Source organism: Streptomyces albus subsp. albus (genome assembly GCF_000725885.1).
Classification (GTDB): Bacteria; Actinomycetota; Actinomycetes; order Streptomycetales; family Streptomycetaceae; genus Streptomyces; species Streptomyces albus.
This window is the reverse complement of sequence record NZ_JODR01000027.1, coordinates 31,850-54,229: the sequence shown is the minus strand read 5'-3', so window position 1 is coordinate 54,229 and position 22,380 is coordinate 31,850. Positions and strand designations below refer to the sequence as shown.

Below are 22,380 nucleotides of genomic sequence, written 5' to 3'. Positions count from 1 at the left end.
GGGCCCGCGTCAGGAACCGGCGTTGATCGCGGCCTTCTTCACGCCGCCGTCCTGGACGCCCCACTTCTCCAGCGCCTTGGTGTACGAGCCGTCCTCGATGATCTCGTCGAGGGCGGCGCGCAGGGCGTCGCGGAGTTTCTTGTTGTCCTTGCTGACGGCCATGCCGTAGGGCGCCGACTGCATCTGGTCGCCCACGACCTCGAAGTCGCTGCCGGACTTGGCGGCGTTGGCGGCGACCGGGAAGTCGGAGACGTCGGCGACGACGGCACCGGTCTTCAGCCGCACCCGGGCCTCGTCGTCGGTGTCGTACGCCTCGACGGTGATCTTCTTCTCGCCGTCCGCGACGCACTTCTTGGTCTGCTTCTTGAGGATCTCGTGCGAGGTGGTGCCGCGCTGGGTGGCCACCTTCTTGCCGCACATCTGGTCCACCGACTCGATCTTGTCGGGGTTGCCCTTGCGGACGAGGATCGAGGAGCCGGCGGACAGGTAGTCGACGAAGTCGACGCCCTTGCCGGCCTTCTTGCCCTTCTCGTCCAGGCCCTCCTGGCGGTCCCTGGTGTCCGTCATCGCGGACATGATCATGTCGAAGCGGCCGGTCTGCATCGAGGTGATCAGACCGTCGAAGGTGCCGTTGGTGAACTCGAAGCGGACGCCGAGCTTCTTGCCCATCGCCTCGGCCAGATCCACGTCGAGGCCGACGATCCGGGCGCCCTCCTTGTACTCCATGGGCTTGTACGCCGCGTCGGTGCCGACCTTGACGACACCGGAGGAGCGGATCTTGTCGGGCAGCATCGCGTTCAGCTCGCCCTTGCCGCCCCCGCCCCCGCCGTTCGCACCGTCCGTCTGGTCACCGCACCCGGCCAGCAGCAGCGAGCCGCCGACCGCGAGAACGACGGGGACCAGCCTCACGCGCCGCGCGGTCCGGCCGGCGGCTGTCAGCCTGCTTGCGGTCATGGGCGGTTCCTCCTGGCGGTCGTCGAGCAGCCGTGAGGTCGGGGACACACCGTCTTGATGTCGCGACCGTGTCCGACGCATGAACGGATGAACGGATGGGGGGCATCTTGCCATCCGGACAAGCAGGTGAAGGGCGCCCGTGAGGTCAAAATCGCATAACGGAGCGGCCAATCCGATTACAGGGCGCAGCGCAGCGGCGTAAAGACGGCCGAATGCCCACGGTATTGCCCCGCGCGCCCCGTTTGCCGTCTCATTCCGTGGACTTCCAGTCGGCATCGAGCCACTTTGCCCAGCATTCCCCCGGGTTGGCGGCGGCTGTGACCCGAAGCAAGTCGTCCCCGGCGGCCGTTGTCGGGTAGAAAGGTCGATTACACCCCTCACCCGGGGACCAGGGCACGTAGTGCGGCGTGCCCGGCGTCCGTCACCTCCCCCCGGTCAGCGGCCAACCGCTCGTCCGGGAAGCGGACGCGGTGCCCGCCCGTTCCTCACCGCAGGGAGCGGTCACCCTCACACGATCAGACAAAGGGGTTCAACACAGTGGCAGCGGAGATCGTCAATCAGAAGGACGGGCTGGAGCCGGACGTCATCGACCCGGCGTTCGCCCTGCACCGGGGCGGCAAAATGGCTGTGCAGGCGACCGTGCCGGTGCGCGACGCGGCCGACCTGTCCCTCGCCTACACGCCGGGCGTCGCCAAGGTGTGCAGCGCCATCGCCGAACAGCCCGAGCTCGTCGACGACTACACCTGGAAGTCCCAGGTCGTCGCCGTCGTCACCGACGGCAGTGCCGTCCTGGGGCTGGGCGACATCGGCCCCGAGGCCTCCCTCCCCGTGATGGAGGGCAAGGCCATCCTCTTCAAGCAGTTCGGCGGCGTCGACGCGGTGCCGATCGCCCTCGACACCCAGGACACCGATGAGATCGTCGATACGGTCGTCCGGCTGGCGCCGTCGTTCGGCGGGGTCAACCTGGAGGACATCTCGGCACCCCGGTGCTTCGAAATCGAGGCCCGCCTCAAGGAGAAGCTCTCCGTTCCCGTCTTCCACGACGACCAGCACGGCACGGCCATCGTCACCCTGGCCGCGCTGCGCAACGCCGCCAAGCTGAGCGGGCGCGCGCTGGGCGAGCTGCGGGCCGTCATCTCCGGCGCGGGCGCCGCCGGTGTCGCCATCGCCCGGATCCTCGTGGAGGCCGGCATCGGCGACGTGGCCGTCTGCGACCGCAAGGGCATCGTCTCCCAGGACCGCGGGGACCTCACCGAGATCAAGCGCGAACTGGCCGGCTTCACCAACAAGGCGGGCCGCACCGGCTCGCTGGAGTCCGCGCTGGAGGGCGCCGACGTGTTCATCGGCGTCAGCGGCGGCACGGTGCCGGAGGAGGCCGTCGCCACCATGGCGAAGGACTCCTTCATCTTCGCCATGGCCAATCCGAACCCGGAGATCCACCCCGACGTCGCCCGCAAGTACGCGTCCGTCGTCGCCACCGGGCGCAGCGACTACCCGAACCAGATCAACAACGTGCTGGCGTTCCCCGGCATCTTCGCCGGTGCGCTCCAGGTGCGGGCGACCGACATCACCGAGGGCATGAAGCTGGCCGCGGCCGAGGCGCTGGCCGCCGTGGTGGCCGACGAGCTGTCCGCGGACAAGGTCATCCCCTCCCCCTTCGACGAGCGCGTCGCGCCCGCGGTCACCTCCGCGGTCGCCGCCGCGGCCCGCGCCGAGGGCGTCGCCCGCCGCTGACCCTCCACCCGGGGGCCCGCCCGGCCCCCACGTCCCCGGTTGCCGCTCCACGCGTCCGTGAGCGTCGGCCGGGCCGCTCCACCGGCCCGGCCGACGCTCACGGGGCGGCGGCCCCTCACCCGCCTCGCCCGGCGCACATGCTGCGCGTGGCGCGTGTGCTGTGCCGGTGCACAGGACACGCGCCACGTGCAGGCTGTGTCCGGCGCACGCAGGGGGCCGGGCAACATCCGGCGGAACGGGACGGGCACGCGCCGGCACCCGCGCGGGGTCAGCCCCCCGGCATCCCGTCCCGCCCCCTCTCGGCCGACGCCGTCCGCCGCGCCATGGGGTCACGGGCGCCGGGGGCCACCGGCCTCGGACACCAGGTGTTGCCGGCCGCCGCGAGTGCGGCGGCCGTACCGTTCAGCGCAGGGCGACGACGAGGGCGTCCGTGGGCGAGGCCCACACCGTGCGGGCTTCCGCGAAGCCCGCCTCCCGCAGCGTCGCCGCGTGCCAGGCGGCGGTCTGGAACTCCTCGCTGTTGTGGTCGTGCCGCACCTCGGCCGGATTGCCGAACAGGGCGAACCGTTCCCGGGCGACCCCGGCGAGCGCGGGGTCCTCCGCGAGCTGCCGCCACCACCCGCCCCAGTCGACGGCGCCCACCTCCTGTGCCCGCTGCCGCCGTGCCTTGTCGAAGGCGTCCATGGCCGCGTTGAGCCGCGGCGTGGACTCGTCCGGCATGTGGTCCGCGTTGAGGAAGACGCCGCCCTCGCGGACGAGCCCCGCGAGCTGCCCGTAGAGGGTCCGCAGCGGCTCGGTGCGCATCCAGTGGAGTGCCGTGGCGGTCAGTACGGCGTCGAAGGGCCGCTCGTCGGGCAGCCGGCGGGGCCAGTCGGCATCGCTCAGGTCGAGCGAGACGAACTGTGCCCGCCCGTCGCCCTCGAAGGTGCCGCGGGCGATGGCCAGCAGCGCCGGATCGCGGTCGGCGCCCACCGTCTCGGCCTCCGGCATCCGCTTCAGGAGCCGGTCCGAGATACTGCCGGTGCCGCACGCGAGGTCGAGCACCCGGGGCCGGGGCCCCACCAGTGCCTCGGTCACATCGAGCATGACCCGGAACCGTTCCTCGCGGTCGGGCAGGTACCACTCCTGCTGGCGGTCCCAGCTCTCCTGCCAGGCCCGCCAGTCGGTCTGGCGCGGTGCGTGGGTTGTCATGTCCGTCCTCCACCGTCCGTGCGTAATACCCTCTTCGATACTTGAGCCATTACGAAAGATAGAACCCCGCCGTAAGGATCACAAGTGGAACTGAACTATTACTCGGATCTCGCCGTGCGGCTGGTGAACAGCGAGCAGCCCGAGCGCGGGGAGGACACCCTCACCTCCGTCACCGCCGTGCGCGACCTGTTCGGAGCGTTCGGGAGCATGGCCCGTCGCGCGACCGAGGCCGACGTCAACCGGCTGCGCGCCGTCCGCACCCGGCTCCGTGCCGTCTTCGCCGCCGCCTCCGAAGGCGACGAGGTGCGTGCGGTGCACCTGCTCAACGCCCTGCTGATGGAGTTCCCCACAAGTCCGCAGATCTCCGGACACGGCGACCTCGACGCCGACGGCCGCCCCCGCTGGCACATGCACCTGGCCGAACAGCCCGCCAACGCCGCAGCCGCCTACGCGGCGACGGCCTGCATGGGACTCGCCTTCCACCTGACCGACCTGGGCGTCGACCGGCTCGGCATCTGCCAGGCCGCCCCCTGCCGCAACGCCTACCTGGACACCTCGACCAACCGCTCCCGGCGCTACTGCTCGGACCGCTGCGCCACCCGCGCCAACGTCGCCGCCTACCGGGCGCGCAAACGCCGCGAGAGCAGCCCGGAGAGCCCCGCCGGCGACCCGGAGGGCGACAGCGGCGGCCGGGGCCGCAGCGGACCCGTCAGCGGGCGCAGCGCGGACAGCACCCAGCGCAGCAGCGGCACGGGCGAGGGCTGAACCCCGCGCGGCGGGCGCACCCGCAGCCAGGCCCGCGCCACCACCAGCTCGTCGGGCACCGCCCCGAACTCCCGGCTGTCGTTCTGGACCAGCGGATTGTCCCCGCACACCCACCAGCCGCCCGCACGCCGCTCGACGGCACGCTTGACGATGAGCAGATCGTGCTGGAAGGGGTGGCGCACCACCACGATGTCGCCGGGGCGCACGGCCGCGCCGTACACGACGACGAGCTGGTCGCCGGGGCGCAGCGTCGGCCGCATCGACGGGTTGTACACCTCCGCCAGCCCGATCCGCTTCAACGGCCCGCCGCGTCCGTCACCCGCCCGGCGCCCCTCACCGCGCGTCAGACCGTCCTGCGACGTACACTCCGGCATTTTTCCCGCCTCTTTCCCGCCTCCGGTCGTCCGGGCCGCACACCCCGCCCGGCCCCGCTTACTCCAGCAGATCCAGCCTGCGACTGGACTTTTGTCCTAAGCCCGTGGGGGCACACGCGAAAAGGCTTCCCACACGGAGTAATCTCGCACGTGAGAAGACGATCACGAGGAAGGATGGCTTTTATGCTCTCCCGACTGTTCGCCCCCAAGGTGCGGGTCAGCGCCCATTGTGACCTGCCGTGCGGTGTCTACGACCCCGCGCAGGCACGGATCGAGGCCGAGTCCGTGAAGGCCATTCAGGAGAAGTACCAGGCCAACGACGACCCGCACTTCCGCGCCCGCGCCACCGTCATCAAGGAGGAGCGCGCCGAGCTGGCCAAGCACCACGTCTCGGTGCTGTGGAGCGACTACTTCAAGCCCCCGCACTTCGAGAAGTACCCGGAGCTGCACCAGCTGGTGAACGACACCCTCAAGGCGCTCAGCACCGCCAAGGGCTCCACCGACCCGGCCACCGGGCAGAAGGCGCTCGACTACATCGCCCAGATCGACAAGATCTTCTGGGAGACGAAGAAGGCGTGACCCGCGAGGGGTCACGCGATCCGCTCGCGGCCCCGCTCACGCCGGTCGCAGCATTCTGCGTCGGGGGCGTCCGATGATCTCGGGCGCCCCCGACGCGCTTGTCGCCCTCGGGGGCCGGGCTGCGGCACAGGCCGTGGGTCACATCGGCTGAGCTTCGGGTGCCGTAGCTTCGGGTGATCGTGTCGCCGGAGCGCTCCCAGCCCGGCAGCTGTTCCAGCCGCTCGGCGATCTCCCGATCCGACAGCGGTCCCGGCGCGTCACCCACGTCGGCCCCTCTCGTCCACGGTCGCCAGGACTTCCGCGAGTCGCCGGCCGATGGGCGCCTCCTGCCACGGGCGCATCACATATTGAAGGGCCTCCAATTCCCTTCGCATCCGGACGGAACCCGTGGCCACGACGATCCGCGCGGCTTCCCCGGCCGGCTCGACGGCCCGGTCCGGTTCCCGCGCTACGGCTGCTGCTGTAGCGCGTCGGGCCAGATAGACCCCTCGGTCCCTCCTGGCTGTCTCGGGGACCTCGTCGACGCCGCACTCTCCACTTTCCTGGCGAGCACCTGGCGCACCAGCAGCGCCGAAGACCGCGCCCACGCCCTTGCGCGACTCGCGTGGGACGCGCGCGACCGGCCGCTCCCGTACGGCGGGCCCGGACCTGCCCGCGCACTTGCCGCCCGGCTCTGCCGTGCCGCTCGCGAACAGGCGGACAGCAACGAGCCGTTCACCGTCGCACCGGACGAAACAACGGACCCCCTCACACAGATGCGAGCCGCCGTCCTTCTCGGCCACGCCGCGCTCCGCAGCGTCCGGCGAATCCGTCCGTAGCCGTGCGCTCGTGCGCCCCCCATCAGCGGCAGCTCGGTTCCGTGGGAGCCCGGCAGGAACGGCTCCGCGCCGAGCGGGGGGCCGGACCGCATCGTGAGCAAACCGGAGGGAGGAGAGAACGGCTCCGCGCCAAGCGGGGGGCCGAGCTGAGGGCGCCCCCACCAGGGAAATCATTGGCCAGAGGTCTACAACATGTGACAAGGTCGCGCGTCGTGACCACCAGTGCTGACGACCGCGTCCTCATCACCCCGCTCGCCGAGCGTCCCGAGCTGGCCGGACAGATCTGGGATCTGGACGACAGCTGGCCCGTGTTCGTGGTGGAGGATCTCGTCGCCAACGCCGTGCCGGCGGTACCCGAGTGGTTTCCGCAGCACTGTGTGGTGGCCACCGACGGGGACCGTGTCGTCGCGCGCGGCCTCAGCGTGCCGTTCAACGCCCGGATGTCCGGCCGGGAGGAGCTGCCCGACGGCGGATGGGACCAGCTGCTGGTGTGGGCGCTCATCGACCGGCGCCTGGGCCGGCCGGTGACGACCGCCGGTGCGCTGGAGGTCACCATCGACAACGCCTACCTGGGCCGCGGGCTCTCCCACCGGATGCTCGCCGCCCTCCGTGAGACGGCGCGGGCGCGGGGACTCGACGCGCTGGTCGCGCCGGTGCGGCCCAACGGCAAGCATCTGCGGCCCCATGTGCCCATGTCCGAGTACGTAGGCGAGCTGCGCCCCGACGGCCTGCCCGAGGACCCGTGGCTGCGGGTGCACATACGGGCGGGCGGCACCGTGGAGAAGGTCGCACCCGCCTCCATGACGGTCAGCGCCCCGCCGGCCCGGTGGCGTGCGTGGACGGGGCTGCCGTTCGACCGGGACGGCGATGTCGTCGTGCCCGGCGCGCTCGTGCCCGTCCACTGCGACCTGGCCCATGACCACGCCGTCTACGTCGAGCCCAACGTCTGGGTACGGCACCGGCTGTAGAGCGGACGCCGGCTCACTGCGGAGTGTGCGCGGGGCGCAGCCGCCACAGGCTGGTCGTCTCCGCCGCGCGGGCCGCGTGCAGCGGGGCCGCCGGATCGGTGGCGCGGCTGTGCACGGGGCGGGCGTCCAGCCGTCCGGCGACCGTCAGCCCGGCCTCCGCCACCCACTCCAGCAGCTGTTCGCGGGGGCGCAGCCCCAAGTGCTCGGCCAGGTCGGAGAGGATCAGCCAGCCCTCGCCGCCGGGGGCGAGCCGCTGGGCGAGCCCGGCCAGGAAGCCGCGCAGCATCCGGCTGTCGGGGTCGTAGACGGCCGTCTCCAGCACGGACGTCGGCTTGGCGGGCACCCACGGCGGATTGCAGACGATCACGTCGGCGCGGCCGGCCTCCTCGGGAGGGAAGAGGTCCGCTCGGACGACCTCGACCGTGCCGGCCACCCCCAGTCCGGCCACGTTCTCGCGGGCGCACGCCAGGGCCCGCTCCCCCAGGTCCGTCGCGGTCACCCGGCCCACGCCGCGCCGGGCCAGCACCGCGGCCAGCACACCGGTGCCGGTGCCGATGTCGAACGCCGTCAGCCGCTCCGGCCCGGCCTCGCCGCCGTCCTCCGGCACCGGCAGTACGGCCCGCGCCACCAGGTCGACGTACTCGCCGCGCACCGGTGAGAACACCCCGTAGTACGGGTGGACCCGGTCGCCGCCCAACGCCTCGACGGGCACTCCCTTGCGCCGCCACTCGTGTGCGCCGATCACCCCCTGCAACTCGCGCAGGGCGACGAGCGTGCACGCGCCGGCGGGCCCGGCCGCGGGTCCGTACGCCTCCGTGCACGCCTCCCCGACGTCGGGCGCCCGGCGCAGCGGCACCGTGTAGGAGCCGTCCGGTGTCGTCTCCAGCGGCATCAGCAGCATGCCGAGTACGCGGGCGCGCCGGGAGCGGGCCTGCCGGTGCAGATGGAAGGTCTCCCGCGCGGTGGCCCCCCGCTTGGGCGGCTTGCGGTCCACCCGGCGGCCCAGCGCCGCCAGCAGTTGCCGGGCGCCGTGGTAGTCGCCGCGCCACAGCAGCGCGGTGCCCTCGCACACCAGCTTGTAGGCGATGTCGGCGGCCATCCTGTCGTCGGCGGGCGCCACACGCTTGGGCGGCCGGGCACCGCTTCCGGACCGCCACGCGGCGGTACGCCGCACCCCGTCCTCGTCCCAGCCGACGGTCTGCGCCGCCTCAGTCCCTGCGTCCACCGGACAACCCTAGCCGTGCCCGCGGGGCACCCCGCCCGGCGAGCCCCGCCGAAGGCCCCGGCCCCGGTGCCGCGGCCTCGGGGCCTCAGCCCCGCGAGGTGCGCACCGCGCCCATGCTCGCCGCGACCACCAGCGCGATGGCCACCAGCTGGAGCGGTTCCATGCTCTGGTCCAGCACCAGGAAACCGGCGGCGGTGGCCGCCACCGGCATCAGGCTCATCAGCACCGCGAACGTCCCGGCGGGCAGCCGGCGCAGCGCGAACATCTCCAGCGTGTAGGGCACTCCGGAGGAGAGCACGGCCACGGCGGCGCCGAGGCCCAGCGTGACCGGGTCCAGCAGTGCCGTCCCCGCGCTGGCCACCCCGAGCGGTGCGCTCACCAGCGCCCCGATGCCCATGGCGATGGCCAGCCCGTCGACCTTGGGGAAGCGGGCACCGGTCCGGGCGTTGAAGAGGATGTAGGCGATCCACATGCCGCCCGCCGCCAGCGCGAAGCCGACACCGGCGGCGTCGAGCCGCCCGAAGTCGCCGGCCTCCAGCAGATACACCCCGCCGCCCGCGAGCAGCGCCCACACGAGGCTGACCAGGCGCCGGGAGGCGAAGACCGACAGCAGCAGCGGCCCCAGCAGCTCCAGGGTGACGGCCGCGCCCAGCGGGATGCGCTCGATCGCCTGGTAGAAGAGGCTGTTCATGGCGCCCAGCGCCACGCCCAGCCCGGCGGCGGCCAGCCAGTCGGAGCGGGAGTAGCCGCGCAGCCGCGGCCGGAAGAGGGCCAGCAGCACGGCGGAGAACACCAGCCGCAGGGCGACCACGCCCAGCGCCCCGGCGCGGGGGAAGAGCAGCGCGGCGACCGCGGACCCGAACTGGAGCGACAGCGCGCTGCCGATCACCAGTCCGACGGCACCGAGCCGGGCCCGCGCCCCGGGCGCCGCGCCGCGGATCGTCTCCGCCGTGCTCCCGGACGCGGCCGGAGAGGGGACGGGGGACGAGGCGGGAGCGGAGGCGCGGGGGGCCGCAGACGTGCTGGTGGCGCGGTCGGGGGTGGTCATGGGAGCAACGCTAGAGCGCGCGGCGCGCGGGGTGAAATCCCCCTTCCGCCGTGACGCGGCTGCCCGTGCGGGGAACCAGCTGATCACGGCGCACGTTGACGGAAGACCGGCGCCGGAACGGACCGGTACCGCCGCACCTACGGAGGCAGGACCATGGCAGGGTTTCTCGACCGCGCCAAGGAGCAGGCCCAGCGGAGCATCGCGCAGGGCAAGGAGAAGATGGAGGAGGTCCAGGCCCAGCGTGCGGGCAACGATCTGCTGCGCCGGCTGGGGGCCGCCTACTACGCGGAGCAGCGTGGCACGGGCTCCGCGGAGCAGGTCCAGCAGGCCCTCGCGGCCGTCCAGGAGCACGTCGCCCAGAACGGCGACGGTTTCCTGAAGAGCTGACGCCCGGGGAGGCCCGCCCGCACGGGCCGGAGCAGACCGGCACGGGCTGGTACGGACGTACCGCCGGGCTGGGTACGGACGTACCAGGCCACGCCGGTACGGACAGTACGGCCGGAAGACAGCGGCCGGGCCGGTGATGGGCCGGCATGGGCGGGAAGACACCAGCCACGCCGGACGCGGGCGGGAAGACAGCGGCCAGGCCGGTACAACCCGCACGGGCCGGAAGGCACCAGCCAGGCCGGGCCGCACGGAGCGGTACGGCTCAGAAGGCTCCGGCCCCGGTACGGGCCCGCACGGGCCGCAGGAGACCGGCACAGCGCCCCGGACGGCCTCGTCGGCCGCCCGGGGCGTCCCGCGTGTGCACGCACGCGGCCCGGACGCGGGACGGCGGGGGATGCCGCCGCGGACCGGGTACGGGCACGTCGCCGCGTCCGCCCGCACCGGGGGGCGGAGGCGGGGCCCCGCCGGGCACCCACCGGGGCGTGACCCCGGTGGGGCCGGCAGCGGGCCCCGCGATCCCACCGGGCGGGGCAGGGCCCGCCCGCCCCGCGGTGTGCTCAGCCGAAGCGCAGGCGGTGCAGCATCAGCAGGGCCGCCGCGGTGTTCGCCGCGGGGACCTGGCCCGCGGCGATGAGGTCGGGCGCCTCCTTCAGCGGCACCCATTCGCGCTTCTCGGACTCGAAGTCGTCCTCGGGCGGTCCCACGTACTCGGCGCTCGGCGACCAGTAGATGTGGTGCCGGGCGTCGGTCAGCCCGTTGGACGGTTCGACCGTCATCAGGTGGCGGAGCGGGCCGGGCCGCCAGCCGGTCTCCTCCACCATCTCGCGGGCGGCGGCCCGCACGAGGTCCTCGCCGTCCTCGACGACGCCGGCGGCCAGCTCCCAGCCCCAGCTGTCGGTGATGAAACGGTGCCGCCACAGCAGCAGCACTTCGTTGCGCTCGTTGAGTGCGGTGGCCATGGCGACGGGGCGCAGCCGGATCAGGTAGTGGTCCAGATGCCGCCCGTCGGGCAGTTCGACGTCCGCCAGATTCACCCGAAGCCACTGGTTCTCGTACACAGTGTGTTCACCCAGGTTCTTCCATCGCACGTGATGTGCCCCCTTCCTGACGGAGGTTGGGGCACATCCCAGCATGGCGCGCGCTTCCGCTGACAGGGGCGCATGGCGCGCGCGGGGGTCAGAACGGCACGCTCAGCGAGTCCTCGATGAGCTTCGCGGCTTCGGCGGCCGAGGCGCCGGAGTGCTGGGACAGGCGCTGTTTGACCCTGCGCATGCGCCCGCGCAGCCGTTGTGACTCGATACCTTGCGCGCTGTCCACCATCTGGGCCGCGGTGACGGCCGCGCGTTCGGGCTCGCCGGCGTGGAGGGCCACGTCGGTGAGGGTGGCGAGCCGGTTGACGCGTCCGCGGACGTGCGCGGGCGCACGCGCGGCTGCCTGGGCGTAGCCGGCGGCGGCGGACAGCTCTCCCAGCAGGAGCAGGGACTCGGCCAACCGCACCTCGACGAGCCCGGGTTGGACGTAGCCGGTCTCCTCGGGTTCCTCCTCGGGGCGGATGCGTCCGGAGGAGGTCTCGGCGCGGTGCATGCAGGCGTGTGCGTTGCGCCGGTCGCCGAGCCGTGCGTACGCGGTGGCCTGCATCGCGTACAGATCCGTGGCGAGCGCGGCGCTGGTGCGCGGGCCGAGGGTGCGCAGGACGCTTCCGGCGCAGGCGAGGGCGTGCCGGGTGTCGCCCAGGAAGAGGGCCTGGTTGACGAGGAGCGCGACGACGTAGCCGCCGAAGAGGAGGTCGCCGGAGGCTTTGCCGAGGCGCAGTGCCTGGTGGAAGTAGCGCTGGGCCAGTCCCTGCTCGTCGGCGTCGTAGGCGCAGATGCCGCTGATGGCGGCGAGCGATCCGGCGGCGCGGTGGAGGCGGCGCCCGGTGGCGTCGTCGTAGGTGCCGCGCAGCAGGGGGGCGACCTCGCCGTTGAGGAAGCCGACGACGCGGGAGCGGGTGGCGACCCCGCCGGCGTTGCGGTAGAGGTGCTCGTAGTGGCCGCGTGCGGTGTGCAGGACGGCCACGTCGGCTTCGGTGACCTCGGGTCCGGGGCCGCCGGTGCGGGAGACGTCCACGTCGTCGGGCGGGTTCTCCCACTGCCAGATCGGGGCGACGGCCGCTGCTCCGGTCAGCAGGGCGGGGCCGGGACGGTCGCCGTGGAGCCGGTCGGAGCGCCACAGCAGGGCGGCGTGTTCGACGAACCTGCCGAGTCCGGCCGGTTCGGCGGTCACGGGGGCGGTGAGGGTGCGTCCCGCGGAGGGGACGTCCATGCCGATGTCACTGAGGGTGAGGGTCCTGCCGAGCTGGCGGCCGAGCACCTCGCAGATCAACTCGGGGACCCTGCCGCGCGGTCGCTGTCCCTTGAGCCAGCGCGCCACAGAGGTGTGGTCGTAACGCAGGGTGATCCCCGCGCGGTTGCCTAATCGGTTCACCCTCGCCGCGAGTCCGGCCCGCGACATCCCTGACTGGTCAAGGAGTGCGTCCAGTTGGCAGTTGGGCTCCATACCGCCCTCCGTCGTCCACCGTGTTGTTTCGCAGAGTAACGGACACGCGTTCACACGGGGTGTGAAAGCACCACGCAGTCGTGCGCCCGGCACATGCTCCCGAAGCCGTGAGGGATGCGCTTCGCTGAAGAGGTCCGGGTGCATGACAGCACATCCGGCACACGGAGAGCTACGGAAAGACATCACCCGATTCCGGAAGTGAGGCGAAACGGTGAACGACCCCATCATGTTCGGCCACAGGACCTGTCATGTGTCCCTCTGAGCGCGCGGGTACCGCGGCGCACCCTGGCGCCGGTGCCCGCGGCCGTACCCCGAACCGCGCGCTGCGCGCCCTGCTGGCGGAGACCGAGTGGACGCAGGCGGCGTTCGCGCGTGCGCTGGCCCGTATCGGCGCCGAGGTGGGCATCCACCTTCGGTACGACCGGACTTCAGTCGCGCACTGGCTGCGCGGCAGCCGGCCGGACCCCCGCGTACAGCACCTGATGGCGGAGGCGTTCTCCCGTCGTCTGGGCCGTCCCGTCACGGTCGCCGAGCTGGGCATGCGGTGCGGCCCCGGCCCGGGACGCGGCGGCGGACCGGGGCGGGGCACCCGGCCGGGGGCCGGCGCCCGGCCCCGGGGCGGCCGGGACGACGACGAGACCTCCGATCCCGCCGGCCGGCCGCCGCGTGCCGTGGTGCCCGGCGGCGGGCCGGGCACGCGCACGGCCGGCCAGGCACGGGCCGAGCACGCGTGGGGCCCGTGGGAGCCGGACGGCGGGGACGGCATGGGCGGTACGGGCGTCAGACCGCACCCCGTGGACGTGCGGGTCCTCGGGTTCGGCCGGCCCGCGCACCCGGTGGACCAGCTGACCGCGCTGACGGCTCCGGTGGTTCCGCCGCCCCGCGCGGACAGCCCTCCCCCGGCGCCGTACTCGCTCGGCCTGCTGACGGCCGCGCTCCGCTCCGCCGGCCCCGCGCGGCCCGCCGGCCCGGAACCGGCCGGGCACCCGGCAGGCACCCTCCCGCCCGGGGGCGCCGCGGACTCCGCCCGGGCCGAGGGCACCGCACCGGTGCCCGCGCCGGGCGGGCCCGTCCCCGCGCCGCTGCCGGGGGCCCGCAACACCTGCACCGCGCGCGGTTCGCGCCGTACGGGCCGGCCCGGAGGGGGCCAGGTCGCCTCGGTCCACGAGCAGGCGCGGTTCTTCGCACTCCAGGCGGACCGGCACGGCGGCGGTGTGATCCGCACACCGCTCGCGGCCTGTCTCTCGGGGCTGGTGCGGTCGCTGCGCTCCGGCGAGGAGGGACCGCACCAGCGGGGTCTGCTGGCCGGAGCCGCACGGCTGAGCTTCCTGCTGGCCCGGGTCTACGCGGACGAGCAGCGGCACGGGCTGGCGCAGCGGGCGTTCCTGACCGCGGCCGAGCTGGCCGAGGCGGCACGGGACCCGGAGGGGGTGGCGCTGGCGCGCCGCGCGCTCAGTTCGCAGGCCCACCAGTTGGGGCACGCACGGCTGAGCCTGGCGCTCGCGGAAGCGGCGCTGGCGGCGGCGCCCGCCGACGCCGAGCCGTCCACGCGGGCCTTCCTGTACGCGGGGCTGGCCGTGGCGGGGGCGGCGAGCGGGGAGCGGCGCCGGGCGCTGGAGGCGATGGGCAGAGCGGAGCGGCAGCTGGCCAGGGCACCGGCCGATCTGACGACGGGGCTGGAGAGTCCGAGCGGGGAGCCGGTGGGCTCGTACCAGGACGCGGCGCTGCGGTATCAGGCCGCCCGGATGCGGGCCGCGCTGGGCGATGCGGACGGCGCGGTGGCGGAGCTGTCCGCCTCCCTGCGCGCCCGGCCCGCCGCCGAGTACCGCTCGCGCGCCCTGTGCCGGGCGGAGCTGGCCGAACTGCTGCTCGCCCGGGGCCGGCTGGAGGAGGCGTGCGCGGCCTGGGAGGGCTTCCTCGACGAGTGCGCGCAGGTGAGTTCGGGGCGGGTGCGGGCGGCGCGGGAACGGATACCGGGGCTGCTGCGGCCCTACGCCCGTGACACCCGAGTGCGTTCACTCCTCGCACAGTTGAGCCCATCCACCGCGCCCGCGGACGACTGCTAAAACCGTTCTGCGGAGGGGTATGAGCAGGGGCACGCGCCGCCTCCACCGACGAGCCGGGCGGTGGGGACGGCACCCGGAACGGACACAGCAGACGGGGGCTGAGATGGCCACACCCATCACCGCAGCCGCTTTCGTCCAGGCCCTCAAGAAGGAGGGCGTACGGGTGGAAGAGGTACGCGACTGGCGCAACCACAACCGCAACCAGCAGGGCTCATGGGGCCCGGTGCACGGCATCATGATCCACCACACCGCCACCGAGGGCGCGGACCGGACGGTGGATCTGGTCTACGACGGACGCAAGGGCCTGCCGGGCCCGCTGGCCCACGGCTGCATCACCAAGGACGGCACCGTCCATCTGACCGGGCACGGGCGGGCCAACCACGCCGGTTCGGGCGACGACGACGTGCTCCGCGCCGTGATCGCCGAGCGCCGGCTCCCGGCGCCCAACGAACGGAACACCGACGGGAACGTCTGCTTCTACGGCTTCGAGTGCGAGAACCGCGGCGACGGCAAGGACCCGTGGCCCGAGGAGCAGATCACGGCGATCGTGCGCGCGGCGGCGGCCCTGTGCCGGCACCACGGCTGGGGCGCCCGCTCGGTCATCGGCCACCTGGAGTGGACGAACCAGAAGGTGGACCCGAAGGGCTTCACCATGGACAAGCTGCGCGAGCGGATCGCCGCCCGCCTGGGTTGAGGCTCCCGGCGTGCGGGTCCGGCGGGGGGTGCGCCCACAATGGGAGGGTGGCACCCCGGCCGGACCCCCGCGATCCCGTTCCCCGCACCCCGCCCGACGAGCCCGTGCCCGGCGCTGCCGATCCGCTCGGCACGCCCGGCGCACCGGGCTCTCCCGGTCCCCTCGGTATGCACGGCCCTCGCGATGCACGTGAGCCGCACGAGCCGCACGAGCCGCGTGAGGCGTCCGGTTCGTACGTGGCGCCCGGTCCTTACGAGGCGTCCGGTTCGTACGTGGCGCCCGGTCCGGGTGAGGCACAAGCTGCGCGTGACCCGCTCGCCGCGCTGGCCCCGCGACTCCCCTCTCCCCTCCAGGAGGTGGCGGACGAGCGGTTCTCCCGGCACGGTGTGCGGCTGCTGCTGAAGAGGGACGACCTGATACACCCCGCACTCCCCGGTAACAAGTGGCGCAAACTCGCCCCTAATCTTCGGGCGGTGGCCGAGACCGGACACCGTCGGCTGCTGACCTTCGGAGGGGCCTACTCCAACCATCTGCGGGCCACCGCTGCGGCCGGCCGGCTGCTGGGGCTGCGCACGGTCGGAGTGGTGCGCGGCGAGGAACTGGCCGACCGGCCGCTCAACCCGTCGCTGGCGCGCTGCGCCCGGGACGGCATGCTGCTGCACTTCGTCTCCCGCTCGGACTACCGCCACCGCGGCGAGCCCGCCTTCCACGAGGCGCTGCGCGCTCGCTTCGGCGACTGCCTGGTGGTGCCGGAGGGCGGCAGCAACGCGGCGGCCGTCCGGGAGTGCGCGCTGCTGGGCGAGGAGCTGCGCGGGCACACCGACGTGGCGGCCGTCGCCTGCGGGACCGGTGGCACGCTCGCCGGTATGGCCGCCGGTCTTTCCCCAGGTCAGCGCGGTATCGGGGTGGCCGTGCTGAAGGGCGGCTTCCTTCCGGGCGAGGTGCGGGGGCTCCAGCGGGAGGCGTTCGGCGGGGCACGCGGCCGATGGCAGGTGGAGGAACGTTTCCACGGAGGCGGCTACGCGAAGGTGAGCGGCCGGCTCGCGGACTTCGCCGCGGACTTCGCCGAGCGGCATGCTCTGCCGCCGCTGGACGTCGTCTACGTCGGCAAGCTGCTGTTCGCCCTCGTCCACCTGGCGGCGGAGGGGACCTTCCGTGAAGGAAGCACGGTGACGGCCGTCGTCACGGGGCGCGCGTGGTCCCCTGACGACGCCCATGACGATGACGGAGAGTGAGATTGCTTGTAACGCTACGCAGTTGATCGTTCACGGTCGCGCCGCTCGTTTTCACTGTGTGTAATCGGTATCGGAGGGTTGCGGCCCCCGCGCGAGGGGTGTGCCCCCGCTCCCAGGGATAGGTTTCAGCCCTTGTCGGAGTCTGTTCCTCCAGGGGCTATGAACGCATCGGGTGACGGGTATTGACATGACAGGCCCTTCCATCGACCGCCTCCGGCCCATCGATGGGCACACAGGGTGGCCGACGGAGCGCAGGGGCCCGGCTCGGGACCGCCGCTCTTGGCACCCCCGAGCACCAACAGAGCGTAACCACGAAGGATTTGGGGGCTCCGACCCCTAGCCACAGACAGTACCCATACGTTTACTATGGGTGACACTCACGGGTGGGGACGGCAAGGCTCGGTGCGTGCGGCATCGTGACGCGGATCGCGATAGCGTCGCTGCCGAAACGAACCAACCAGCCGCTTCGGCCGTGAGGCCCAACCGGCTCGTGTCACCTTGGAGGTGAGGGTGTCCCAGATCGCAGGCGACCCCGCGTCGCAGGACTTCGTCGAGGTCCGGCTGCCTGCCGCGGGAGCCTATCTGTCGGTGCTGCGGACGGCCACCGCCGGGCTCGCGGCCCGCTTGGACTTCACCCTCGACGAGATCGAGGATCTGCGGATCGCCGTGGACGAGGCGTGCGCGATCCTGCTCCAGCAGGCCGTCCCCGGCTCCGTACTCAGTTGTGTCTTCCAACTCGTCGGCGACTCGTTGCACGTGACCGTCTCGGCGCCGACGACCGATGGCCGGGCTCCGGAACGCGAGACCTTCGCGTGGACGGTGCTCTCGGCCCTGGCCGGTGAGGTGGGTTCAGCAGTGTCGGATGACCGTACGGTGAGCATCAGCCTGCACAAGAAGCGCGGTGCGGGGCCCGGAGCATCGTGACCGAGCACGAGGCAAGTCAGATGTGGTCAGGCCGCTCGGGGGCGGTCTCCCGGGGCATTCCGGAACAGCAGCCCCGTCCGCACCCGGCCGAGCCGAGCACGCAGCGACCCAGGCAGGGGAAGCGGGCGGATGCCATGGACCAGCAGCAGAAAGAGCGGCGCGGGCGGGCCCGTGCCGACTCCCGCGGGCTCGACCCGCAAAGCCGTGACGACGCACGCGCCCTCTTCGTCGAGCTGCGCAAGCTGCCCGACGGCCCGGAGCGCGCCGAGCTCCGCAACCGGCTGGTGCGCATGCACCTGCCACTCGTCGAACATCTGGCGCGCCGCTTCCGCAACCGCGGTGAGCCGCTGGACGACCTGACGCAGGTCGCCACGATCGGTCTGATCAAGTCGGTCGACCGGTTCGACCCCGAGCGGGGCGTGGAGTTCTCCACGTACGCGACGCCCACGGTCGTCGGTGAGATCAAGCGGCACTTCCGCGACAAGGGCTGGGCGGTGCGCGTGCCCCGCCGGCTCCAGGAGCTGCGGCTGTCGCTGACCTCCGCGACGGCCGAGCTGTCGCAGCAGCACGGCCGGGCCCCGACGGTGCACGAACTGGCGCAGCGGCTGTCGATCTCCGAGGAGGAGGTGCTGGAGGGCCTGGAGTCGGCCAACGCCTACAGCACACTCTCCTTGGACGTGCCGGACACCGACGACGAGTCGCCGGCCGTCGCCGACACCCTGGGCGCGGAGGACGACGCGCTGGAGGGCGTCGAGTACCGCGAGTCGCTCAAGCCGCTGCTGGAGGAGCTGCCGCCGCGGGAGAAGAAGATCCTGCTGCTGCGGTTCTTCGGGAACATGACCCAGTCGCAGATCGCCCAGGAGGTCGGCATCTCCCAGATGCACGTCTCGCGTCTGCTGGCCCGGACCCTGGCGCAGCTGAGGGACCGCCTGCTGGTGGAGGAGTGACCTTTCTTCCCCGTCCCCGCCGCGTCCCGTGACCGCCGGCGGCAGTGCCGCCCCGGTCGCGGGACGGGGGCGGGGGAAGCATTCACAGGGAAGCGCTCACCTGGGGCCGATGCCCAGCGCCTGAGTCGCCTTCGGGTTGACCAGACAGCCCAGCACCACGACGGCGGCGAGCGCGAGCACGAGCGCGGCGGCCAGCAGTCCGCCGCCGTTCTGGGCCATCTGCCAGGCGACGGGCAGGGCGAGCAGCTGGACGATCATCGAGGGCCCCCGGCTCCAGCGGCGCCGCAGCCACAGCCCGCGGGCGGCGGCCAGCGGCAGCACGGACAGCGCGAGCACGGTCACGGCGAGCGTGGTGGCCTGCATCATGTCGTCCGGGTGGCCGGTGACCGACATCACGAGCGAGACGACGCCGAACACGGCGACGACCACGCCTTCGAGTCCGGTCACCACGGCGGCGGCCGTGAGCGCACGCCGGGTGCGCGTCCCGGTGTGCCGGGATACTTCCGTTTCCGTCTGGGTCACGCTCTCGCTCACACATGCAGCGTAGCCCTCCCCGGGGTGCCCGCCGTGCGGGCCGGGGCCGGGCCGGGAGGGCTGGGCCCCGTACCGCGGGGTAGGTACCCTCACCCCATGCGCGCACTACTCGTGGTCAACCCGGCAGCCACCACCACCAGCGCACGCACCCGGGACGTGCTGACGCACGCGCTCGCCAGCGATCTGAAGCTGGAGGTGGCCACCACGGAGTACCGGGGCCACGCGCGCGACCTCGCCCGGCAGGCGGCGCAGGGCGGCACCACGGAGCTGGTGATCGCGCTGGGCGGCGACGGCACCGTCAACGAGGTCGTCAACGGTCTGCTGCACGAGGGCCCGGACCCCGAGCGGCTGCCGCAGCTGGCCGTGGTGCCGGGCGGCTCCACCAATGTCTTCGCCCGCGCGCTGGGCATGCCCAACGACGTGGTGGAGGCGACGGGGCACCTGCTGGACGCGCTGGCGTCGGGATCGCGGCGCACGGTGGGACTGGGTATCGCCGGCGGCGTGCCGGGGACGGACGACGCGGAAATCCCCGCGCGCTGGTTCACGTTCACCGCGGGGCTCGGCTTCGACGCCGGGGTGATCGGCAGAGTGGAACAGCAGCGGGAGCGGGGAAAGCGTTCGACGCATCCGCTTTATGTGCGCCAGGTCGTCCGGCAGTTCCTGGGTGAACCGCATCGCAGAAAAGGCACCATCACCTTGGAGCGCGAGGACGCCGAGCCCGTGGAGGAGCTGGCGCTGTCGATAGTCTGCAACACCGCGCCGTGGTCGTTCCTGGGCAACAAACCGCTGTACGCGGCCCCGGAGGCGTCCTTCGACACGGGTCTGGACGTGCTGGGTCTCAAGCGGCTGACGCCGCTGGCGGTGGGCCGGTACGGCACGCAGCTGCTGACCTCCAGCCCCGAGCGGGGGCCCCGCGGCAAGCACGCGGTGACCCTCCACGACCTGACACGCTTCACCTTGCATTCGCAGGTTCCACTGCCGTTTCAGATGGACGGTGACCACCTGGGACTGCGTACGAGCGTGAGCTTCACAGGCGTACGGCGTGCACTGCGTGTGATTGTGTAAGTGGAAGGCCCGAAAGTCCTTCCAGTCGAACGTTTAGACCAGGATCCACCCCCTGGAATGACGGCTGTGAGCTAGCCGACACCAAGGATTCAAAAAAAAGTTTCCGGAAGGGGTTGTATCCGCCGCCGAGGTTTGCGACTCTCTTCATGGCGATCGGGACGGCCCGCCTTCCGGGCCCCCTTGAGAGCCGGAATCCCCTCCCTTACCCCGTAGTGGGACCCACATCACAGTCGATGAGGCCCCCCTTCCCCTGCGGAGGGATTCGTGAAAGCGTTCACATTCACAAGCACCGCACACGAGGAGAGGTAGCAGCCATGGACTGGCGTCACCACGCCGTTTGCCGCGAGGAAGACCCCGAGCTGTTCTTCCCCATCGGCAACACCGGTCCTGCGCTGCTGCAGATCGAGGAAGCCAAGGCCGTCTGCCGCCGCTGCCCCGTCATGGAGCAGTGCCTGCAGTGGGCTCTGGAGTCCGGTCAGGACTCCGGTGTCTGGGGTGGCCTCAGCGAGGATGAGCGTCGCGCGATGAAGCGCCGCGCCGCCCGCAACCGGGCGCGGAACAACGCCGCGACCGCCTGACGCCCAGCCCTGCACCAGCTGCAACCCCCGAGACGCAGCGCGCAGTGCGCCGGAGCGCCTGCCGAGGCAGAGCGCCCGCACCCACGCAGAGCGTTACCACAGCGCCGAGCCCCCGGGTCCGCCACCGCGGACCGGGGGCTCGGCGCTGTTCGCACGCACGTGACGTCACCCCACACCACTTCACGAGGCGAGCGGCGCGCGGCGTTCGCCTCAGCGCCGTTCGCGCTTCTTCTCCACCGTGACCGGCAGGTCGAACAGCACCCGTGTGCCGCCGTCCGGTGCCGGCAGCATGTCGAAGGTGCCGCCCAACTCGCCCTCCACCAGGGTCCGTACGATCTGGAGGCCGAGGTTCCCGGCGCTCTTGGCGTCGAAGCCCTCCGGCAGCCCACGGCCGTTGTCCCGCACCGTCACCAGCAGCCGCGCCTCCTGGTGGCCGGCCCCCGCGCCGCGTACGGCGTGCACCTCGATGGCGCCCTGCTCCCCGGGCCCGAAACCGTGCTCCATGGCGTTCTGGAGGACCTCCGTGAGCACCATGGACAGCGGGGTGGCCACCTCGGCGCCCAGGATGCCGAAACGGCCCGTACGGCGGCCGGTGATACGGCCCGGGGAGATCTCCGCGACCATGGCCAGCACCCGGTCGGCGATCTCGTCGAACTCCACCCGCTCGTCCAGGTTCTGGGACAGCGTCTCGTGCACGATCGCGATCGAACCGACCCGCCGCACGGCCTCGTTGAGGGCCTCCTTGCCCCGGTCGGAGTCCATCCTGCGGGCCTGGAGGCGCAACAGCGCGGCGACCGTCTGGAGGTTGTTCTTCACCCGGTGGTGGATCTCCCGGATGGTGGCGTCCTTGGTGATCAACTCGCGTTCGCGGCGGCGCACTTCCGTGATGTCCCGAAGCAGGATGAGCGAACCGATGCGGGTGCCCTTCGGTTTGAGCGGGATGGCGCGCAACTGGACGATGCAGTCGTTGGCCTCCACCTCCGCACCGCGCGGGGCCCAGCCGCTGGCCAGCTTCACCATCGCCTCGTCCACCGGGCCCCGGGAGGGCGCCAGCTCCGCGGTGGCCTCGCCCAGGTGGAGGCCGACCAGATCGGCGGCCAGGCCGAGGCGGTGGTAGGCCGACAGCGCGTTGGGGCTCGCGTACTGCACCACCCCGTCGGCGTCCAGCCGGATGAGGCCGTCACCGACACGCGGAACGTGGTCCATGTCGACCTGGTGCCCGGGGAAGGGGAAGGCGCCGGCGGCGATCATCTGCGCCAGGTCGGAGGCGCTTTGCAGATAGGTCAGCTCCAGCCGGCTGGGGGTGCGCACGGTGAGCAGATTGGTGTTCCGCGCGATCACGCCGAGCACCCGGCCCTCACGCCGGACGGGGATCGACTCGACGCGGACGGGCACCTCCTCCCGCCACTCCGGGTCGCCCTCGCGCACGATCCTGCCCTCGTCCAGGGCGGCGTCCAGCAGCGGCCGGCGCCCGCGCGGCACCAGGTGGCCGACCATGTCGTCCTGGTGCGAGGTGGGCCCGGTGTTGGGCCGCATCTGGGCGACCGACACATAGCGGGTGCCGTCGAGCGTGGGCACCCACAGCACGAGGTCGGCGAAGGAGAGGTCGGCCAGCAGCTGCCACTCGGACACCAGCAGGTGCAGCCACTCCAGCTCGGCGTCCGAGAGGGCGGTGTGCTGGCGTACGAGGTCGTTCATGGAGGGCACGGGGCCGAGGGTACGTCAGCGGGCGGACGGGACGGACGCGGGCCGGTCA

The 22,380-nt window shown here is 72.6% G+C and carries 20 protein-coding genes and 1 pseudogene; 12 read left to right on the top strand and 9 right to left on the bottom strand.

The features are described from left to right. Window positions 1–9: 9 nt before the first annotated feature. A complete protein-coding gene (locus IO40_RS0127190) occupies window positions 10–954 on the bottom strand; it encodes an ABC transporter substrate-binding protein (RefSeq protein ID WP_016469693.1) in 945 nt (314 codons plus the stop codon). Window positions 955–1,491: 537 nt separating this feature from the next. Between IO40_RS0127190 and IO40_RS0127185 the strand changes: the two genes are divergently transcribed. After that, complete coding sequence (locus IO40_RS0127185) at window positions 1,492–2,688, top strand: NAD(P)-dependent malic enzyme (protein ID WP_031028952.1); 1,197 nt, start codon at window positions 1,492–1,494, stop codon at window positions 2,686–2,688. Between the two features lie 402 nt (window positions 2,689–3,090). On the opposite strand, the gene IO40_RS0127180 is transcribed toward IO40_RS0127185, so the two are convergent. Continuing rightward, complete coding sequence (locus IO40_RS0127180; protein ID WP_016469691.1) at window positions 3,091–3,879, bottom strand: class I SAM-dependent methyltransferase; 789 nt, start codon at window positions 3,877–3,879, stop codon at window positions 3,091–3,093. Window positions 3,880–3,963: 84 nt separating this feature from the next. Between IO40_RS0127180 and IO40_RS0127175 the strand changes: the two genes are divergently transcribed. After that, window positions 3,964–4,644, top strand: coding sequence for a CGNR zinc finger domain-containing protein (locus IO40_RS0127175; protein WP_016469690.1), 681 nt, complete (start codon window positions 3,964–3,966; stop codon window positions 4,642–4,644). 92 nt (window positions 4,645–4,736) lie between these two features. On the opposite strand, the pseudogene IO40_RS39925 reads toward IO40_RS0127175, so the two are convergent. Continuing rightward, window positions 4,737–4,904: pseudogene (locus IO40_RS39925) on the bottom strand (S24 family peptidase); the annotation flags it as partial. 297 nt (window positions 4,905–5,201) lie between these two features. Between IO40_RS39925 and sodN the strand changes: the two are divergent. After that, on the top strand, window positions 5,202–5,597 hold the full coding sequence (gene sodN, locus IO40_RS0127165) for a superoxide dismutase, Ni (protein ID WP_030407783.1): 396 nt from the start codon (window positions 5,202–5,204) through the stop codon (window positions 5,595–5,597). A gap of 1,030 nt (window positions 5,598–6,627) precedes the next feature. Beyond that, window positions 6,628–7,383, top strand: a complete 756-nt coding sequence (locus tag IO40_RS0127160; RefSeq protein ID WP_031176297.1) for a hypothetical protein — start codon at window positions 6,628–6,630, stop codon at window positions 7,381–7,383. A gap of 13 nt (window positions 7,384–7,396) precedes the next feature. Here the strand turns inward: IO40_RS0127160 and IO40_RS0127155 are convergent, their stop codons facing one another. Then, entirely contained in the window at window positions 7,397–8,608 is a 1,212-nt protein-coding gene (locus IO40_RS0127155) for a methyltransferase (RefSeq protein ID WP_031176296.1), read from the bottom strand. Between the two features lie 85 nt (window positions 8,609–8,693). After that, window positions 8,694–9,656, bottom strand: a complete 963-nt coding sequence (locus IO40_RS0127150; protein WP_031176295.1) for an EamA family transporter — start codon at window positions 9,654–9,656, stop codon at window positions 8,694–8,696. 153 nt (window positions 9,657–9,809) lie between these two features. On the opposite strand from IO40_RS0127150, the gene IO40_RS0127145 reads away from it, so the two are divergent. Further along, entirely contained in the window at window positions 9,810–10,043 is a 234-nt protein-coding gene (locus IO40_RS0127145; protein ID WP_016469683.1) for a hypothetical protein, read from the top strand. A gap of 557 nt (window positions 10,044–10,600) precedes the next feature. Here the strand turns inward: IO40_RS0127145 and IO40_RS0127140 are convergent. Further along, window positions 10,601–11,131 carry an NUDIX hydrolase gene (locus IO40_RS0127140; RefSeq protein WP_030407779.1) on the bottom strand — a complete coding sequence of 177 codons (531 nt, stop codon included), beginning with the start codon at window positions 11,129–11,131 and terminating at the stop codon, window positions 10,601–10,603. A gap of 88 nt (window positions 11,132–11,219) precedes the next feature. Further along, window positions 11,220–12,581 carry an NsdA family TPR-like regulatory protein gene (locus IO40_RS0127135; RefSeq protein ID WP_031176294.1) on the bottom strand — a complete coding sequence of 454 codons (1,362 nt, stop codon included), beginning with the start codon at window positions 12,579–12,581 and terminating at the stop codon, window positions 11,220–11,222. Window positions 12,582–12,829: 248 nt separating this feature from the next. Between IO40_RS0127135 and IO40_RS0127130 the strand changes: the two genes are divergently transcribed. From IO40_RS0127130 to IO40_RS0127110, 5 genes are all read left to right on the top strand, one after another. Next, window positions 12,830–14,647 (top strand): tetratricopeptide repeat protein, encoded by a 1,818-nt coding sequence (locus IO40_RS0127130; protein ID WP_031176293.1) that lies wholly within the window; start codon window positions 12,830–12,832, stop codon window positions 14,645–14,647. Between the two features lie 103 nt (window positions 14,648–14,750). Beyond that, window positions 14,751–15,341 carry an N-acetylmuramoyl-L-alanine amidase gene (locus IO40_RS0127125; protein ID WP_016469679.1) on the top strand — a complete coding sequence of 197 codons (591 nt, stop codon included), beginning with the start codon at window positions 14,751–14,753 and terminating at the stop codon, window positions 15,339–15,341. Between the two features lie 167 nt (window positions 15,342–15,508). Then, window positions 15,509–16,576 (top strand): 1-aminocyclopropane-1-carboxylate deaminase/D-cysteine desulfhydrase, encoded by a 1,068-nt coding sequence (locus tag IO40_RS0127120; RefSeq protein WP_234324693.1) that lies wholly within the window; start codon window positions 15,509–15,511, stop codon window positions 16,574–16,576. 510 nt (window positions 16,577–17,086) lie between these two features. Continuing rightward, the gene (locus IO40_RS0127115) at window positions 17,087–17,500 is read left to right on the top strand and encodes an ATP-binding protein (protein WP_016469677.1); all 414 of its coding nucleotides are present in this window, start codon (window positions 17,087–17,089) and stop codon (window positions 17,498–17,500) included. A 20-nt stretch (window positions 17,501–17,520) separates the two neighbouring features. Beyond that, window positions 17,521–18,447 carry an RNA polymerase sigma factor SigF gene (locus IO40_RS0127110; protein WP_031176292.1) on the top strand — a complete coding sequence of 309 codons (927 nt, stop codon included), beginning with the start codon at window positions 17,521–17,523 and terminating at the stop codon, window positions 18,445–18,447. 96 nt (window positions 18,448–18,543) lie between these two features. On the opposite strand, the gene IO40_RS0127105 is transcribed toward IO40_RS0127110, so the two are convergent. Further along, window positions 18,544–18,969, bottom strand: coding sequence for a hypothetical protein (locus tag IO40_RS0127105; protein ID WP_016469675.1), 426 nt, complete (start codon window positions 18,967–18,969; stop codon window positions 18,544–18,546). 108 nt (window positions 18,970–19,077) lie between these two features. Between IO40_RS0127105 and IO40_RS0127100 the strand changes: the two genes are divergently transcribed. Together IO40_RS0127100 and IO40_RS0127095 are read left to right on the top strand one after the other, a co-directional pair. Then, window positions 19,078–20,046 (top strand): diacylglycerol/lipid kinase family protein, encoded by a 969-nt coding sequence (locus IO40_RS0127100; protein ID WP_016469674.1) that lies wholly within the window; start codon window positions 19,078–19,080, stop codon window positions 20,044–20,046. Between the two features lie 314 nt (window positions 20,047–20,360). Beyond that, entirely contained in the window at window positions 20,361–20,624 is a 264-nt protein-coding gene (locus IO40_RS0127095) for a WhiB family transcriptional regulator (RefSeq protein ID WP_016469673.1), read from the top strand. A 210-nt stretch (window positions 20,625–20,834) separates the two neighbouring features. On the opposite strand, the gene IO40_RS0127090 is transcribed toward IO40_RS0127095, so the two are convergent. Further along, window positions 20,835–22,322, bottom strand: coding sequence for a PAS domain-containing sensor histidine kinase (locus IO40_RS0127090; RefSeq protein WP_016469672.1), 1,488 nt, complete (start codon window positions 22,320–22,322; stop codon window positions 20,835–20,837). Window positions 22,323–22,380 lie beyond the last annotated feature (58 nt).

What these genes read in the sequence shown, in the direction of transcription:
- IO40_RS0127150 (WP_031176295.1), bottom strand. Translation starts at nt 9,656, where the DNA reads ATGACCACCCCCGACCGCGCCACCAGCACGTCTGCGGCCCCCCGCGCC.
- IO40_RS0127110 (WP_031176292.1), top strand. Translation starts at nt 17,521, where the DNA reads ATGTGGTCAGGCCGCTCGGGGGCGGTCTCCCGGGGCATTCCGGAACAG.
- IO40_RS0127180 (WP_016469691.1), bottom strand. Translation starts at nt 3,879, where the DNA reads ATGACAACCCACGCACCGCGCCAGACCGACTGGCGGGCCTGGCAGGAG.
- sodN (WP_030407783.1), top strand. Translation starts at nt 5,202, where the DNA reads ATGCTCTCCCGACTGTTCGCCCCCAAGGTGCGGGTCAGCGCCCATTGT.
- IO40_RS0127100 (WP_016469674.1), top strand. Translation starts at nt 19,078, where the DNA reads ATGCGCGCACTACTCGTGGTCAACCCGGCAGCCACCACCACCAGCGCA.
- IO40_RS0127125 (WP_016469679.1), top strand. Translation starts at nt 14,751, where the DNA reads ATGGCCACACCCATCACCGCAGCCGCTTTCGTCCAGGCCCTCAAGAAG.
- IO40_RS0127095 (WP_016469673.1), top strand. Translation starts at nt 20,361, where the DNA reads ATGGACTGGCGTCACCACGCCGTTTGCCGCGAGGAAGACCCCGAGCTG.
- IO40_RS0127135 (WP_031176294.1), bottom strand. Translation starts at nt 12,581, where the DNA reads ATGGAGCCCAACTGCCAACTGGACGCACTCCTTGACCAGTCAGGGATG.
- IO40_RS0127120 (WP_234324693.1), top strand. Translation starts at nt 15,509, where the DNA reads ATGCACGGCCCTCGCGATGCACGTGAGCCGCACGAGCCGCACGAGCCG.
- IO40_RS0127145 (WP_016469683.1), top strand. Translation starts at nt 9,810, where the DNA reads ATGGCAGGGTTTCTCGACCGCGCCAAGGAGCAGGCCCAGCGGAGCATC.
- IO40_RS0127090 (WP_016469672.1), bottom strand. Translation starts at nt 22,322, where the DNA reads ATGAACGACCTCGTACGCCAGCACACCGCCCTCTCGGACGCCGAGCTG.
- IO40_RS0127130 (WP_031176293.1), top strand. Translation starts at nt 12,830, where the DNA reads ATGTGTCCCTCTGAGCGCGCGGGTACCGCGGCGCACCCTGGCGCCGGT.
- IO40_RS0127190 (WP_016469693.1), bottom strand. Translation starts at nt 954, where the DNA reads ATGACCGCAAGCAGGCTGACAGCCGCCGGCCGGACCGCGCGGCGCGTG.